Origin of the sequence: Pseudarthrobacter siccitolerans (assembly GCF_001046895.1) — a bacterium.
GTDB lineage: Bacteria > Actinomycetota > Actinomycetes > Actinomycetales > Micrococcaceae > Arthrobacter > Arthrobacter siccitolerans.
The window spans coordinates 1-14721 of record NZ_CAQI01000045.1 but is presented as its reverse complement, the minus strand read 5'-3'; the positions used below and the strand labels follow the sequence as shown (position 1 = coordinate 14721).

13 protein-coding genes and 1 pseudogene are annotated in these 14721 nt (G+C 67.1%); 11 read left to right on the top strand and 3 right to left on the bottom strand.

Going from position 1 to position 14721, the window contains the following annotated elements; genetic code table 11:
- Window positions 1–15 precede the first annotated feature (15 nt).
- The 8 genes and pseudogenes from argB to ARTSIC4J27_RS13000 all read left to right on the top strand — a co-directional run bounded on the left by argB (window position 16) and on the right by ARTSIC4J27_RS13000 (window position 7906).
- A complete protein-coding gene (argB, locus tag ARTSIC4J27_RS13035) occupies window positions 16–975 on the top strand; it encodes an acetylglutamate kinase (RefSeq protein WP_050055635.1) in 960 nt (319 codons plus the stop codon).
- A complete protein-coding gene (locus ARTSIC4J27_RS13030; RefSeq protein WP_050055634.1) occupies window positions 972–2237 on the top strand; it encodes an acetylornithine transaminase in 1266 nt (421 codons plus the stop codon). Before argB ends, ARTSIC4J27_RS13030 begins: the two co-directional genes overlap by 4 nt.
- Window positions 2234–3244, top strand: coding sequence for an ornithine carbamoyltransferase (argF, locus tag ARTSIC4J27_RS13025; RefSeq protein ID WP_050055633.1), 1011 nt, complete (start codon window positions 2234–2236; stop codon window positions 3242–3244). The genes ARTSIC4J27_RS13030 and argF overlap by 4 nt, the downstream gene beginning before the upstream one ends.
- Window positions 3244–3774: an arginine repressor gene (locus tag ARTSIC4J27_RS13020; RefSeq protein ID WP_050055632.1), complete on the top strand. Its 531-nt coding sequence runs from the start codon at window positions 3244–3246 to the stop codon at window positions 3772–3774. Before argF ends, ARTSIC4J27_RS13020 begins: the two co-directional genes overlap by 1 nt.
- A gap of 46 nt (window positions 3775–3820) precedes the next feature.
- Entirely contained in the window at window positions 3821–5026 is a 1206-nt protein-coding gene (locus tag ARTSIC4J27_RS13015) for an argininosuccinate synthase (RefSeq protein ID WP_050055631.1), read from the top strand.
- A complete protein-coding gene (gene argH / locus ARTSIC4J27_RS13010; protein ID WP_152683872.1) occupies window positions 5023–6438 on the top strand; it encodes an argininosuccinate lyase in 1416 nt (471 codons plus the stop codon). The genes ARTSIC4J27_RS13015 and argH overlap by 4 nt, the downstream gene beginning before the upstream one ends.
- 149 nt (window positions 6439–6587) lie before the next feature.
- Window positions 6588–7137, top strand: a pseudogene (locus tag ARTSIC4J27_RS13005) (pyridoxine/pyridoxamine 5'-phosphate oxidase).
- Window positions 7138–7147: 10 nt separating this feature from the next.
- Window positions 7148–7906: a maleylpyruvate isomerase family mycothiol-dependent enzyme gene (locus ARTSIC4J27_RS13000; RefSeq protein ID WP_050055629.1), complete on the top strand. Its 759-nt coding sequence runs from the start codon at window positions 7148–7150 to the stop codon at window positions 7904–7906.
- Window positions 7907–7909: 3 nt separating this feature from the next.
- Here the strand turns inward: ARTSIC4J27_RS13000 and ARTSIC4J27_RS12995 are convergent, their stop codons facing one another.
- Window positions 7910–8404, bottom strand: coding sequence for a methylated-DNA--[protein]-cysteine S-methyltransferase (locus ARTSIC4J27_RS12995; RefSeq protein WP_050055628.1), 495 nt, complete (start codon window positions 8402–8404; stop codon window positions 7910–7912).
- Complete coding sequence (locus ARTSIC4J27_RS12990) at window positions 8401–9936, bottom strand: DNA-3-methyladenine glycosylase 2 family protein (protein WP_050055627.1); 1536 nt, start codon at window positions 9934–9936, stop codon at window positions 8401–8403. The genes ARTSIC4J27_RS12995 and ARTSIC4J27_RS12990 overlap by 4 nt, the downstream gene beginning before the upstream one ends.
- Window positions 9937–10050: 114 nt before the next feature.
- Between ARTSIC4J27_RS12990 and ARTSIC4J27_RS12985 the strand changes: the two genes are divergently transcribed.
- From ARTSIC4J27_RS12985 to tyrS, 3 genes are all read left to right on the top strand, one after another.
- On the top strand, window positions 10051–10713 hold the full coding sequence (locus tag ARTSIC4J27_RS12985; protein ID WP_050055626.1) for a DNA-3-methyladenine glycosylase: 663 nt from the start codon (window positions 10051–10053) through the stop codon (window positions 10711–10713).
- A 52-nt stretch (window positions 10714–10765) separates the two neighbouring features.
- Window positions 10766–12994 carry a HelD family protein gene (locus ARTSIC4J27_RS12980; protein ID WP_050055625.1) on the top strand — a complete coding sequence of 743 codons (2229 nt, stop codon included), beginning with the start codon at window positions 10766–10768 and terminating at the stop codon, window positions 12992–12994.
- 102 nt (window positions 12995–13096) lie between these two features.
- Window positions 13097–14410, top strand: coding sequence for a tyrosine--tRNA ligase (gene tyrS, locus ARTSIC4J27_RS12975; RefSeq protein WP_050055624.1), 1314 nt, complete (start codon window positions 13097–13099; stop codon window positions 14408–14410).
- On the opposite strand, the gene ARTSIC4J27_RS23245 is transcribed toward tyrS, so the two are convergent.
- Window positions 14407–14721 (bottom strand): hypothetical protein (locus tag ARTSIC4J27_RS23245; protein ID WP_235436665.1); only part of this gene is annotated, 315 nt, incomplete at its 5' end. The two genes, tyrS and ARTSIC4J27_RS23245, sit on opposite strands and share 4 nt — an antisense overlap.

Here is a 14721-nt window from a genome sequence, read left to right as displayed (position 1 = left end):
GCGGAAAGTGACAGCATGAACACCCAGACGCGTGAAACCACCAGCATGTCCGATGCCCAGGACAAGGCAGCCACCCTGATCGAAGCGCTGCCCTGGATCCAGCGGTTCGCCGGTTCCATCATGGTGGTCAAGTACGGTGGCAACGCCATGGTCAACGACGAGCTCCGCCGCGCCTTCGCCGAAGACATCGTGTTCCTCCACCACGTGGGCATCCACCCGGTGGTGGTCCACGGCGGTGGCCCGCAGATCAACTCCATGCTGGGCCGGCTGGGCATTGAATCCGAGTTCAAGGGCGGCCTGCGCGTCACCACCCCTGAAGCGATGGATGTGGTCCGGATGGTCCTCACCGGCCAGGTGGGACGCGAACTGGTGGGCCTGATCAACTCCCACGGCCCCTACGCCGTGGGCATGTCCGGGGAAGACGGCGGCCTGCTGCGCGCTGTGCGGACCGGGACCGTGGTGGACGGCGAAGAAGTGGACCTCGGGCTGGTGGGTGAGGTCGTCGGCGTCGATCCGGCAGGCATCGTGGACATCCTCGAGGCCGGCCGCATCCCGGTGATCTCCACCGTCGCGCCCGAGATCGTGGACGGCGGAGACGGCGTGGCCGGTACGGCCCGCTTCCAGCCCACCGGCCAGGTCCTCAACGTAAACGCGGACACTGCGGCGGCGGCCGTCGCCTCGGCGCTGGGCGCCTCAAAGCTGGTCATCCTCACCGACGTCGAAGGCCTGTACGCCAACTGGCCGGACAAGTCCTCGCTGATTTCCTCACTGACGGCCTCGGAACTACGGGACATGCTGCCCAAACTCGAATCGGGCATGATCCCCAAGATGGCCGCCTGCCTCAAGGCCATTGACGAGGGAGTGGAACGCGCCCATATCGTGGACGGGCGCCTGCCCCACTCCATGCTTCTTGAAACATTCACGACGGCCGGAATCGGCACCCAGGTAGTCCCGGACGAGGAGATGAACGCATGAACACCACGGAAAACCTCGATCACCGGACCCCGGTGGCAGAGCTCGTGGAAACCACCGGCCATGCAGGATCCGAGTGGCTGGCCCGCTACTCCACCTCGCTGATGGGCGTGTTCGGGACGCCGCAGCGCGTCCTGGTCCGCGGCGCCGGTTGCCTGGTCTGGGACGCCGACGGCAAGGAGTACCTCGACCTGCTCGGAGGCATCGCCGTCAACGCGCTGGGCCACGCCAACCCCTTCGTCACGTCGGTTATTTCCAGCCAGCTGGCCACCCTGGGCCACGTCTCCAACTTCTTCACCAGCCCCACCCAGATCGCGCTGGCCGAAAAGCTGCTGGGCATTACCGATGCCCCCGCTGGTTCCAAGGTGTTCTTCACCAACTCCGGCACCGAAGCCAACGAGGCCGCCTTCAAACTGGCCCGCCGCAACACGGGCGGCGGGGAGACTAAACGGACCAAGATCATCGCCCTCGAAGGCGCCTTCCACGGCCGGACCATGGGCGCCCTGGCGCTGACGGCAAAAGAGGCCTACCGCGCGCCGTTCGAGCCGCTGCCCGGCGGTGTGGTGCACATCCCTTTCGGGGACGTCGAGGCACTCAAAGCGGCCGTGGACGAGACCGTGGCCGCAGTCTTCCTGGAGCCCATCCAGGGCGAGGCCGGGGTCCGTCCCCTGCCACCCGGATACCTGCAGGCTGCGCGCGAGTTGACGGCCCGCGCCGGAACGCTGCTCATCCTCGACGAGGTGCAGACCGGCATCGGCCGTACAGGCAAATGGCTGGCCAGTGAGGACGCCGGGATCATGCCGGACGCCATCACCCTGGCAAAGGGCCTGGGCGGCGGCTTCCCGATCGGTGCTTTGGTCACGTTTGGTGACGGGACGTCGTCGTTGTTGAGCGCGGGCCAGCACGGCACCACCTTCGGAGGCAACCCCGTGGCCACGGCGGCTGCCCTGGCCACCCTGCACGCCATCGAGAGCCAGGATGTCCTGGCCAACGTGGCGGCGGTGGGGGAGCACCTGCGTTCCGCACTGGCAGCCATCCCGGGCGTCACCGAAGTAAGGGGCGAAGGCCTGCTCATCGGCTTCGACCTGGACGCGGACGTGGCCCCGGCCGTGGTGCAGGCAGGCCTTGACGCCGGCTTCATCGTCAACAGCCCCGGGCCCCGCACCATCCGCCTGGCGCCACCGCTGGTCCTCACCACAGCGCAGGCAGACTCCTTCCTCGCCGCCTTCCCGGCCATCCTCCAAGCAGCTAAGGACGCCCAGTGACAACAGCCACCGGCACCACCCGGCATTTCCTCAAGGACACGGACCTCAGCCCCGCCGAGCAGGCGGAGGTCCTGGACCTCGCCGTCCGCATGAAGGCGGATCCGTACAGCGTCCAGCCCTTCGCCGCGGGGGGAAGCGGCCGCAAGACCGTTGCCGTGATCTTCGACAAGACCTCCACCCGGACCCGGGTCTCGTTCGCCACGGGCATTGCGGACATGGGCGGCAACGCCCTCATCATCAACCCGGGCGAAGCCCAGATCGGCCACAAGGAGTCTGTGGAGGACACCGCGAAGGTCCTGGAGCGGATGGTGTCCACCATCGTGTGGCGGACCGGCCCGCATGCCGGGCTGGTGGCGATGGCCGAAAACTCCAGGGTGCCGGTCATCAACGCCCTGTGCGATGACTACCACCCCTGCCAGCTGCTCGCGGACCTGCTGGCCGTCAAGGAGCACAAGGGTGAACTCAAGGGCCTCACCATGAGCTACCTGGGCGACGCCGCCAACAACATGGCCAACTCCTACCTGCTGGCCGGGGTCACGGCGGGCATGCACGTCCGCATCGCCGGTCCCGAAGGATACCTTCCGGCAGATGACGTGGTGGCCGAAGCCGAGGAGCGCGCCGCCCAGACCGGCGGTTCGGTGCTCATCACCACGGACGCCGCCGCAGCGCTGAAGGGTGCCGACGTCGTCGCAACAGACACGTGGGTATCCATGGGCCAGGAAGCCGAAAAGGAGGCGCGGCTGCAGCTCTTCCGCGAGTACTCCGTCGACGAGGTGGCCATGGCACAGGCCGCGGAAGACGCCGTCGTGCTTCACTGCCTGCCCGCCTACCGCGGCTATGAAATTTCCGCCGGCGTCATCGACGGCCCGCAGTCCATCGTCTGGGATGAAGCCGAAAACCGGCTCCACGCCCAGAAGGCCCTGATGGCCTGGCTGATGCACCGGTCCGGCCTCGCCTTCGTCGAGGGCCTCTCTCCCGTTGAAGGTACCGGGGAGAGCACGTTCTAGTGTCAGCCCAACCGGCCTCGCAGGGCTCCAGCCCGGCGACCAAAACAGCCCGCCAGGCCCGCATCACGGCCATCCTGACGGGTCAATCGGTGCGGTCCCAGGCGGAGCTGGCGGCACTCCTGGCGGACGACGGCGTGCAGGTCACCCAGGCCACCCTGTCCCGCGACCTCGTGGAACTCGGCGCCGTCCGGGTCCGCGGCAAGGAAGGCGTGCTGGTGTACGCCGTCCCCGGCGAGGGGGGCGAGCGGGCCGCCAAAAGCGGGGTGAGCCAGGAAATCCTGGACGCCCGGCTGGCCCGGCTCTGCAGCGAACTCCTGGTCACCGCGGAAGCCTCGGCCAACATCGCCGTGCTCCGCACCCCGCCCGGAGCCGCCAATTTCCTGGCCCTGGCCATCGACCACTCGGTCATGCCGTCCATCCTGGGAACGATCGCCGGGGACGACACCGTGCTGCTGGTTTCCCGGGACCCCAACGGCGGCCAGGACCTCGCCGCCAGGTTCCTGCAACTGGCCGAAGAGGCCGGGCAATAAGCTTGAAGACAATATCTGCAATCCCCAACCACAAGGAGCATTTGAAGTGACTGAACGCATCGTGCTGGCCTACTCCGGCGGCCTGGACACCTCAGTAGCCATCGGCTGGATCGGTGAAGCCACCGGAGCCGAGGTTATCGCCGTGGCGGTTGACGTTGGACAGGGCGGCGAGTCCCTGGAGACCATCCGCCAGCGTGCCCTGGGCTGCGGCGCCGTCGAAGCCTACGTGGCCGACGCCTCCGACGAATTCGCCAACGAATACGCCATGCCCACCCTGAAGGCGAACGCCCTCTACCAGGGCCACTACCCGCTGGTGTCCGCCATCTCCCGCCCGGTCATCGTCAAGCACCTGGTGAAGGCCGCCCGCGAATTCGGCGCCACCACCGTTGCGCACGGCTGCACTGGCAAGGGCAACGACCAGGTCCGCTTCGAAGTGGGCATCCAGACCCTCGGACCGGACCTGAAGTGCATCGCACCGGTCCGCGACCTCGCCCTCACCCGCGACAAGGCCATCGCCTTCGCCGAGGAAAAGGGCCTGCCCATCGAGACCACCAAGAAGAACCCGTACTCCATCGACCAGAACGTCTGGGGCCGCGCGGTGGAAACCGGCTACCTCGAGGACATCTGGAACGCCCCCACCAAGGACATTTACGACTACACCGCCACCCCGGAGTTCCCGCCGGCACCGGATGAGGTCACCATCTCCTTCGAGGCCGGCATCCCGGTAGCGATCGACGGCGTGAAGGTCACCCCGCTGCAGGCCATCAAGGAACTCAACCGCCGCGCCGGCGCCCAGGGCGTGGGCCGGATCGACGTCGTCGAGGACCGCCTGGTGGGCATCAAGTCCCGCGAGATCTATGAAGCACCCGGCGCTATGGCGCTGATCACCGCTCACAAGCACCTCGAGGACATCACCATCGAGCGCGAGCAGGCCCGCTTCAAGGCCACCGTTGGCCAGCGCTGGGCCGAGCTGGTCTACGACGGCCAGTGGTTCTCGCCGCTCAAGCGTTCCCTGGACGCCTTCATCGACGACACCCAGAAGTACGTCTCCGGCGACATCCGCATGGTGCTCCACGGCGGCCAGGCCATCGTCAACGGCCGCCGCTCCGACACCTCGCTGTACGACTTCTCCCTGGCCACCTACGACACCGGCGACACCTTCGACCAGTCCATGGCCCGCGGCTTCATCGAGCTGTGGGGCATGTCCGCCAAGGTTGCCTCCGGCCGCGACATCCGGGTCGCAGGTCAGTGACCAGCACTACGAACACCGGCGCACTGTGGGGCGGCCGGTTCGCCGGCGGCCCCGCCGACGCCCTGGCGGCGCTGAGCAAGTCCACGCACTTTGACTGGCGCCTCGCGCGTTACGACATCGCCGGGTCCAAGGCCCATGCCCGGGTGCTGCACAAGGCCGGCCTGCTGGACGACGCCGAGCTGGAGGGCATGCTAGCGGCCCTCACCCGGCTGGATGAGGACGTAGCCTCGGGCGCCTATGTGCCCGCGGAGTCCGATGAGGACGTGCACGGTTCGCTGGAGCGCGGCCTGATCGAGCGTGCCGGGACCCAGTTGGGCGGCAAGCTCCGTGCCGGCCGTTCCCGCAACGACCAGGTGGCCACGCTGGGCCGGATGTTCCTGCGTGACCACGCCCGGATCATCGCCCGCGGTGTCCTGGCCACGGTGGACGCGCTGGTGGAGCAGGCCAAGGCCCACCACGGCGTGGCCATGCCCGGCCGGACCCACCTGCAGCACGCCCAGCCGGTCCTGCTCAGCCACCATTTGCTGGCCCACGCCTGGGCACTGCTGCGCGATGTGCAGCGGCTTCAGGACTGGGACAAGCGCGCCGGCGTCTCGCCCTACGGCTCAGGGGCCCTGGCGGGCTCCTCGCTGGGACTAGACCCGGAGGCGGTAGCTGCGGATCTCGGTTTCTACTCCGCGGCCCACAACTCTATTGACGGCACCGCATCCCGCGATGTTTTCGCCGAGTTCGCCTGGGTTTGCTCCATGATCGGCGTGGACCTGTCCCGGATCTCGGAGGAAGTCATCCTCTGGGCCACCAAGGAGTTCTCCTTTGTGACGCTGCACGATTCCTACTCCACGGGATCGTCAATCATGCCGCAGAAGAAGAACCCGGACGTGGCGGAGCTGGCCCGGGGCAAGGCAGGACGCCTGATCGGCAACCTGACCGGGCTCCTGGCCACGCTCAAGGGCCTGCCGCTGGCATACAACCGCGACCTGCAGGAGGACAAGGAGCCGGTGTTCGACGCCGCCGACACCCTCGAGCTCCTGCTCCCGGCGGTCTCCGGCATGATCGCTACCCTGACGTTCAACACCGAGCGGATGGAATCGCTGGCACCGCAGGGCTTCGCCCTTGCTACCGACATCGCTGAGTGGCTGGTCCGCCAGGGCGTCCCGTTCCGCGAGGCGCACGAACTCTCCGGAGCGGCGGTCAAGCAGGCCGAATCCCGCGGCGTGGAGCTGTGGGACCTGACCGACGAGGAGTACGCCGCCATCTCGGAGCACCTCACGCCGGAGGTCCGCACGGTCCTGTCCACGGAGGGTTCGCTGAACAGCCGCAACTCCCAGGGCGGAACGGCACCGGCCGCCGTCGAACGCCAGCTGGCCGCGCTGGAAGCCGAACTCGACGGCGTGCGGGAGTACGCAAAGTAACAACCCAACGCTCTCTCACTTGATGCGCCTTTTGGGCCATCGCTCTCTCACTTTCCCTAAGAAAGTGAGAGAGCGTAGCCGAAATTCGCGCATTAACTGAGAGAGCGTTGCGGGTTAATGGGGCGGGGACCCGCCGCTAGGCTGGCTTCATGAGCGAAACGTTCCGCAAGTTCCTTCGCACCCTTCCCGACTTCCCGGCCGAGCTTCCTGGCTTCGATCCGGATAAGGCGCCGCAGGAACCCCACAGAACTGTTCAAACAATGGCTGGATGAGGCGCTGGCCGCGGGGGAGCAGCAGCCGCACGCATTCAGCCTCGCCACCATCGGCACTGGTGCCGCCGTCGCGCACCAGCCGTCCTCCCGGATGCTGATCTTGAAGAACATCGACGACGACGGCTGGCACTTCGCCACGTCCCGCACGTCCCGGAAGGGCCGGGAGCTCGCAGCGGAATCCAGCGCCGCCATGAACTTCTACTGGGCCTTGCTGGGCCGGCAGGTCCGGGTGGCAGGGCCCGTGGTGGAACTGTCTGCCGAGGCCTCGGCCCGGGACTGGGCGGAGCGGCCGCGGGCCGACGGCAGTGAAAACCCGAACTGGCAGCTCTACGCCCTGCGGCCCGCGGAAATCGAGTTTTGGCAGGCCAGCAACGACGGCCAGCACGTGCGGCACCGCCTGGGCCCGGACGGCGCCCTTGCCGGTTAGGATGAGCGCCATGACAGCTCCCGAACCTGAACTCCTGCTCGCCGCACTCCATCAGGCTGCCGACAATGTCGCCGTCGATGTTGCCAAACTCAGTGACGCGGACATCGAGTCGCCTTCCGCGCTTCCCGGGTGGACGAGAGGCCACGTCCTGGCCCACCTGGCCGGGATCTCCAACGCGATGGCCCGGCAGCTTGAGTACGCCGCGCGCGGCGAAACCATTGAGCTGTACGACGGCGGCATGGCGGGCCGGAACAAGGCGATCGATATGGCGGCCGGCCATGACGCCGCTACCCACCGTGCCGACCTTGCTGCGGCGTTGGACCGGGTCCTGCGGGCATTTGATGTGCTGCCCGGCGTCAAGGACTCGTCCGCTCACGGGACGGGCTGGTGGGCACCCATCTCGTACCGCGGGGGAGTGGTCCTTGACGGCGGCCTCGCGCTGTGGCGCGAACTCGTCATCCACAACGCGGACCTGGAGACGGGCAGGGGGCCGGAAACGTGGAGCCGGCCTTTCTGCGAGCACCTGTTCGACTTCCTCGCAGCCCGCGTCCCGGCCGAGGACAAGCTGGTGCTGCAGCCGCTCGGCCTCCCGCCGGTGAGCATCGGCAGCGGAAACCGGTCCATCGTGGTCAGCGGCATGATCACGGACATCGCAGCCTGGCTGGCCGGCCGCGAACCTACCTTGGGGAGCCTGCGCGCCTCCGCAGCGGCTGACGGTGTGGACCTGCCCGAACTCCTGCCATGGCCAGCGGGAACCCCCACCAAGTAGCAGTCAGGCAGCCTCGCGGGCCAGGAGGCTCTCCTTGATGGGCAGTCCCCACCGGAAACCGCCCAGCGAACCGTCTGTCCGGATGACGCGGTGGCAGGGAACAAACAACGCTGCGGCATTAAACGCGCAAGCACTGGCGGCCGCCCGGACGGCTTTAGGGTTGCCGGCCAGCCCGGCGTACTCGGTGTACGTCACCGGAGATCCCGGCTGCACGAGGCGCAGTACGTCCCAGGCATGGGCACGGAACGGACCAGACTTCTGCAGCACGGGCACGTGCATTGCCGGCCCTGGGTCCCCCGCGTAGAACGCCTCCACAGCTGCGGAGATATCGCCAAGGCCGGTGACCAGTTCAATGGTGGCCGGGCGCAGGGACGGATGAATCTGTCCGGTTAGGTCGCCGGGCTTGTCGGTCCACCCGCTGGAAAGGACCGCCCCGTCCCGGGCCAGGATGGTGAACGGGCCGTCCGGTGTGGACATCTGAAGCAACTGGGCCTTCATGGTTTCGCTTTCTCTGCTGTTCCGGTGGCTGCACCTGCAAACTTCGTAGTGCCGCCCCGGCGGGATTCGGCTGCGGCGTGGGCTGCTGCCCGCCACAAGTGCATGGTGGCGTACGAGCGCCAGGGACTGACTTCGCGGAAGTCGGGGCTGTCGGTGCCACGGCCGCCGGCTGCTGCATCCATTTGGTACAGCGCCTTGACCCCGTTCCGCACCGCAGCGTCGTTGGCAAGGAAGATGTCCGGGGCGCCGAGGACCCGCATCGCGAGGTACCCGACCGTCCATGGTCCCACCCCGGCCAGCGGCAGCAACTTCGCACCCAGGCTGGCTACGTCGTCGCCATAGCCGAAATCCAGGGTGCCCTCCGCGAGGGCGGCGGCGGCCGCACGGAGGGAATCCGCGCGTTTCCTGGGGCCCCGCAGGAGGGCATGGCCGTCAGCTGCGATTTCAGCCGGCGTGGGAAACATACGCTCCAAGCCGTCGCCGGGGCTTTGGCTGGAACGTCCGACGGCGGCCAGTTGGGTGAGTGCCGTCCGCGCCGCCGCGACGGTGATCTGCTGCCCGATCATCGCCCGGACGAGCATTTCGGCCGGGTCCAGCGCGCCGGGCATCCTGACGCCCGGCGCGGCTGCCACTGAGGCGGAGAGCCGGCAGTCCGCTGCCAGGGCACTGTCGATCGCTACCGGATCGGCGTCCAGGTCGAGCAGCCGCCGGACGCGGCTGAGCAGTGCCGGCAGGTCGCGAAGGTCTACCGCGCCGATGGTGAGGGTCAGCGGCCGCCCGGGGGCGCCGTCGTCGAACTCAATCCGGAAGCGGGCGTCACCCTGCGGCAGCCGGAGGGTCCGCGCATAGGAGGACGCTGTTCCTGCTTCGATTCCGGGAATGGCGCGCACAGCCAGGAACGAAAAGATGCCGGGGTCGAAGGGCTGGCGGTAGGGAAGGCTGAGGGTCAGGGCGGTGGAACCGCCGGCGGCCTTGGGGTGCCGGGCGGCGCGGAGGGCGGTGGGGGTCATGTCGAAGACCTCCAGCATGGTTTCGTTGAACTGCCGGACGCTGCTGAAGCCGGCAGCGAAGGCGACGTCGGCTAACTTCATGGACGTAGAGACCAGCAGGGTGCGTGCTGTCTGTGCCCGTCCTGCCCGGGCCAGCGAGAGGGGACCGGCGCCGAGCTCCTGGCTGAGGATGCGGTTCAGCTGCCGTGATGAATAGCCAAGCCTGGCGGCCAGGCCGTCCACGCCGTCGCGGTTGACCACACCGTCGTTGATCAGGCGCATGGCCCGGCCGGCGATGTCCTGGCGGACGTTCCAGGCCGGGGTGCCGGGGACCGCCTCGGGGAGGCAGCGCTTGCAGGCCCGGTAGCCGGCGTCGTGCGCAGCGGCGGAGGTCTCGTAGAAGGTGACGTTCGCGGCCTTGGGCGTCCTGGCCGGACACGACGGGCGGCAATAGATGCCCGTGGTCCGCACGGCAGTAAAGAACTGTCCGTCGAACCGGGTGTCCCGGGCATCTATTGCCCGGTAGCGCTGCCAGAAATCCATTCCTCCATCCTGCCAGCCTGGCGGGGCGGCAGCTAGCGGAAATCGGACATGGCCGTGACGCCGCTTTTCTGCGTTGCGCCGCGCATCAATGCTGGTTTTGGATAGAGTCTGGCCATGAGCACAAGCCCCTCGCCGGATCCGGAAGCGCTCCGGGAGTTCCTTTCCGGCGATGCCCGCGAGCTGGCCCCAAGGCTGCTGGGGGCCGTCCTGGCCCATGAGTCGAGGGAGGGCAGGGTCTCCGTCCGCCTCACCGAGGTGGAAGCCTACCTTGGCCCGGAGGATTCCCTGCATCCGGATCCCGGTTCGCACACCTACCGCGGCCCCACTCCCCGGAATGCACCGATGTTCGGCCCGGCCGGGCACCTGTACGTCTACTTCACCTATGGGATGCACCACTGCACCAACATCGTGTGCGGCCCGGAGGGGGTGGCCTCCGCCCTGCTGTTGCGCGCCGGGGAGATTGTGGAGGGCATGGAACTCGCCCGGCAGCGCCGTGCCACCTCTAAAAATCCTGCCGACCTCGCCAGCGGGCCGGCGCGGCTCGCCAAGGCACTGGGCCTGACCACGGCATACAGCGGCCGGGACGCACTGGCGCCGCCGTTCGGCCTGGTGCTCCCGGACCATCCCGCTGAGCACGTGAGCGCCGGTCCCCGGGTGGGGGTCTCCGGGGCCGGCGGCTCCGACGATTACTCCTGGCGGTTCTGGATCAGCGGCGATCCCACCGTTTCCAAGTACAAGGCAGCGAAACCCAGGCAGGCCAGGCAACACCTGCGTTAATGGAAATGGTTGTAGAATGGACGGTCTGTCTTTTGCGATAGGGGAACGTTAAATGCTCGACGCCGATTTGGCCCACGAACGGGACTATGTTGCCGGGCTGTATGCCCGGCTGGAGGAGCTCCGCGAGGAAAAGCGCAAGCAGCTTGCGCAGGTCCGGCGGGCAGGGGCTGTGGGCACCATGCAGAACGTTTCCGAGCGTGACGCGTTCGCGGCTTTGTACGAGGACCGCCTGGCGCAGCTGGATGCGGTCGATGACCGGTTGGTGTTCGGCCGCCTTGACCTGGACTCCGGGGAGGCCCAGTACATCGGCCGCATCGGCCTCACCACCGAGGACCTGCAGCGGCTCATGGTGGACTGGCGCGCGCCCGAAGCCGGGCACTTCTACCAGGCCACGGCCTTTGACCGGCAGGGCGTCCGCCGCCGCCGGCACCTGATCCTGCAGGGCCGCGAAGTCAAAGCCATCGAAGATGACGTCCTGGACGCCGATATGCTCTCCGACGACGAGTCCCTGCAGGGCGAAGGTGCCCTGCTCGCGGCCCTGAACTCCAAGCGCACCGGCCGCATGTCGGACATCGTCAGCACCATCCAGTCCGAACAGGACCGCATCATCCGGTCCTCCATCTCCGGCGCCGTCGTGGTCCAGGGCGGCCCCGGCACCGGCAAGACCGCTGTGGCGCTGCACCGTGCCGCCTACCTGCTGTATACCCACCGTGACCGCCTGAAGTCTGCCGGCGTGCTCCTGGTGGGCCCGTCGTCGTCGTTCATGAAGTACATCGAAAGGGTGCTGCCCTCCCTCGGCGAGACCGGTGTGGTGATGGCCAGCCTGGGCCGCCTGATGCCCGGGATTAACGCTGTCCCGGAACCTGACGCCGACGTGGCCGCTATCAAGGGCCGCCTGGACATGGCAACCGTGGTGGCCAACGCAGTAGCCAACCGCCAGCGCATCCCGGCGGAGAACCGGATCCTGGAGGTGGACGGCCGCAAGCTGGTGCTGACCCCGCGCCAGGTCCGCCGTGCCCGCGAACGCGCACGTTCCACCGGCAAGCCGCACAACGAGGCCCGCGTCACGTTCGTCAAGATCCTGCTGCGCGAACTGACAGAACAGATGACGGATCTGGTGGAAGCCGGAAACATCGGCAACAACGCGGACCGCTCCTACCTGGCCGAGGACGTCCGCACTGCCCGTGATGTGCGCATTGCCCTCAACCTGTGCTGGATGCCCATGACGCCCGAAAAGCTGATCTCCGAGCTGTTCAGCAAGCCGGCGCTGCTTGAGTTCTGCACTCCGGACATGAGTCCGGCTGAGCGGGCGCTGCTGCTGCGCCCGGCCGATGCGCCGTGGACTGAGTCCGATGTTCCGCTCCTGGACGAAGCCGCCGAGCTCCTGGGTGAGCTGGACCCGGCAGCCGGCCGTGGCCTGGCGCAGCAGGAGCACGACCGTGCCCGCGACCTGGCCAACGCCAAGCAGACGCTGGTCAACATGGAGGCGGCAGGGGTGGACCCGCTGATGTCTGCCGAGGAGCTGGCCGAGCAGAACCAGGAACAGGAAGCACGGTTGACGGCTGCCGAGCGCGCCACCAGCGACCGCACCTGGGCTTTTGGCCACATTGTGGTGGACGAGGCGCAGGAACTGTCGCCGATGCAGTGGCGCCTGCTGGTCCGCCGCTGCCCCCTGAAGTCCTTCACCATCGTGGGGGACATTGCGCAGACCAGTTCCGTGGCCGGCGCCAACTCATGGCAGGGTGCCCTCGCTCCGATGTTCGGGGACCGCTGGCAGCTGGAGGAGCTGACGGTCAACTACCGGACTCCCTCCCAGATTGCCGAGGCTGCGGTCCGCATGGCCAACGCGGCGGGACTTGTGGTGTCCGCGCCCAAGGCCGTGCGGGAAGGGCGCTGGTCGCCCGTCATTGATGAGGTGGAGCCGGGCCAGGTGGTCAGCCGCCTGGTGGAGGTCCTGCCGGAGGAGCTGGACGCGCTCGACGGCGGCTTGCTGGCCGTCATCGCCGACGGTCCCCTTTTGCCGGAAGCCACTGCCGCCCTGCGCGCCGAATACGGCCGCCGCATCGGTAACGGTGCGGGCAGCTACGAACAGGACATCGTGGTGATCAGCCCCCGTGAAGCCAAGGGCCTGGAGTTCGACGGCGTGGTGGTGCTGGAGCCCGCAACGATGCTCAACCACGAGCATGGCAAAGTGGGGGACCTGTACGTGGCCATGACCCGGGCCACCCAGCGGCTGCGGCTGATCGCTGCCGAGCCCGTGCCGGCCGGAATCAAGCGCTGACCTTCCCTGTTCGGTCCCGTCGCTTTTTGTTCCGCGCGACGGACGGGCACCGGCGCCTCTGCCCAGGCGCCGGTGCCCGGTAATACTGCTAACTTAGAAGGCGTGCCAGAAATCAACAGCCTCGAAACGCAGCAGAACGACCCCACTTTTGCCAACATCTGGCAGGAACTGAAGTGGCGTGGCCTGGTCCACGTCTCCACTGACGAGGCAGAGCTGGAAAAGCTCCTCGCCGGTGCCCCGGTCACGTACTATTGCGGCTTCGATCCCACCGCGCCGAGCCTCCACCTGGGCAACCTGGTCCAGCTGCTCGTGATGCGGCGGCTGCAGCTGGCCGGCCACAAGCCCCTCGGGCTCGTAGGCGGTTCCACCGGCCTGATCGGGGACCCCCGCCCCACTGCCGAGCGCACGCTGAACACCAAGGACACGGTGGCCGAGTGGGTGGGCTACCTGCAGGCGCAGGTGAGCCGGTTCCTCAGCTTCGAAGGTGCCAACGCGGCCCGCATGGTCAACAACCTGGACTGGACCGCGCCGCTGAGCGCCATCGACTTCCTGCGTGAGGTGGGCAAGCACTTCCGTGTTGGCACCATGCTGCGCAAGGACGCCGTGGCCTCGCGGCTGAACTCCGATGAAGGCATCAGCTACACCGAGTTCAGTTACCAGATCCTGCAGGGCATGGACTACCTTCAGCTCTTCCGGGACTACGGCTGCATGCTGCAGACCGGCGGTTCGGACCAGTGGGGCAATCTGACCAGCGGCACGGAGCTGATCCGCAAGGTGGAGGGCAAGAGCGTCCACGCCCTGGGAACGCCGTTGATCACCAACTCTGACGGCACCAAGTTCGGAAAGAGTGAGGGTAACGCCATCTGGCTCGACGCCGGCATGTGCAGCCCCTACGCCTTCTACCAGTTCTGGCTCAACACCGCCGATGCTGACGTTGTGGACCGGCTCAAGGTGTTCACGTTCCTGACCCGCGCCGAGATCGAGGACATTGCGGCTGCGGTGGCCGAGCGCCCGTTTGCGCGTGAGGGCCAGCGGAAGCTTGCCTTCGAAGTCACGGCCCTGGTCCATGGGGTGGAGGCTACCGAAAAGGTCATCGCCGCTTCGGCTGCGCTGTTTGGGAACGGCGACCTGTCCGCACTGGATAAGCAGACGCTCCAGGCGGCTACTTCAGAACTCCCTTCCACCACTGTGCAGGTGGACGCGCTGGGAATCGTTGACCTGCTGGTTGCTTCCGGGCTCTCGGACAGCAAGTCTGCTGCCCGCCGCACCGTTGGCGAGGGCGGTGCGTACGTGAACAACGAGAAGGTGCTGGATCCTGAAGCCGTGATCTCCGAGTCCGAACTCCTGCATGGCCAGTACCTGCTCCTGCGCAGGGGCAAGAAGAACCTGGCAACCGTGGAAGTACTGGTTCCCTAGCCCATAGCGGCACACTTTGCACGCTCCTCCGCAGGCGATTTGCGCGCCCGCGGAGGGGCGTGTATTGTTTTCTGAGTCGCCACCGCCGAGTGGCGGCCAAACCCCAACAAATAAGAAGCAATTCTTGGCCGCTCAAAGCGCGGACTGGAGAAATTGCTTCGATTTTTTCTGGGCGGATTCGTTCCACCGAGTGAATTCCGGGAAAACAACCGGATTTGCAAAGTGAAAATGAATGAAATAAGATTGAAACATCGCAGCGAAGAAATACGAAAAAGAAATTCAATTACTTGAATTGTTTCGGGAATATTCGA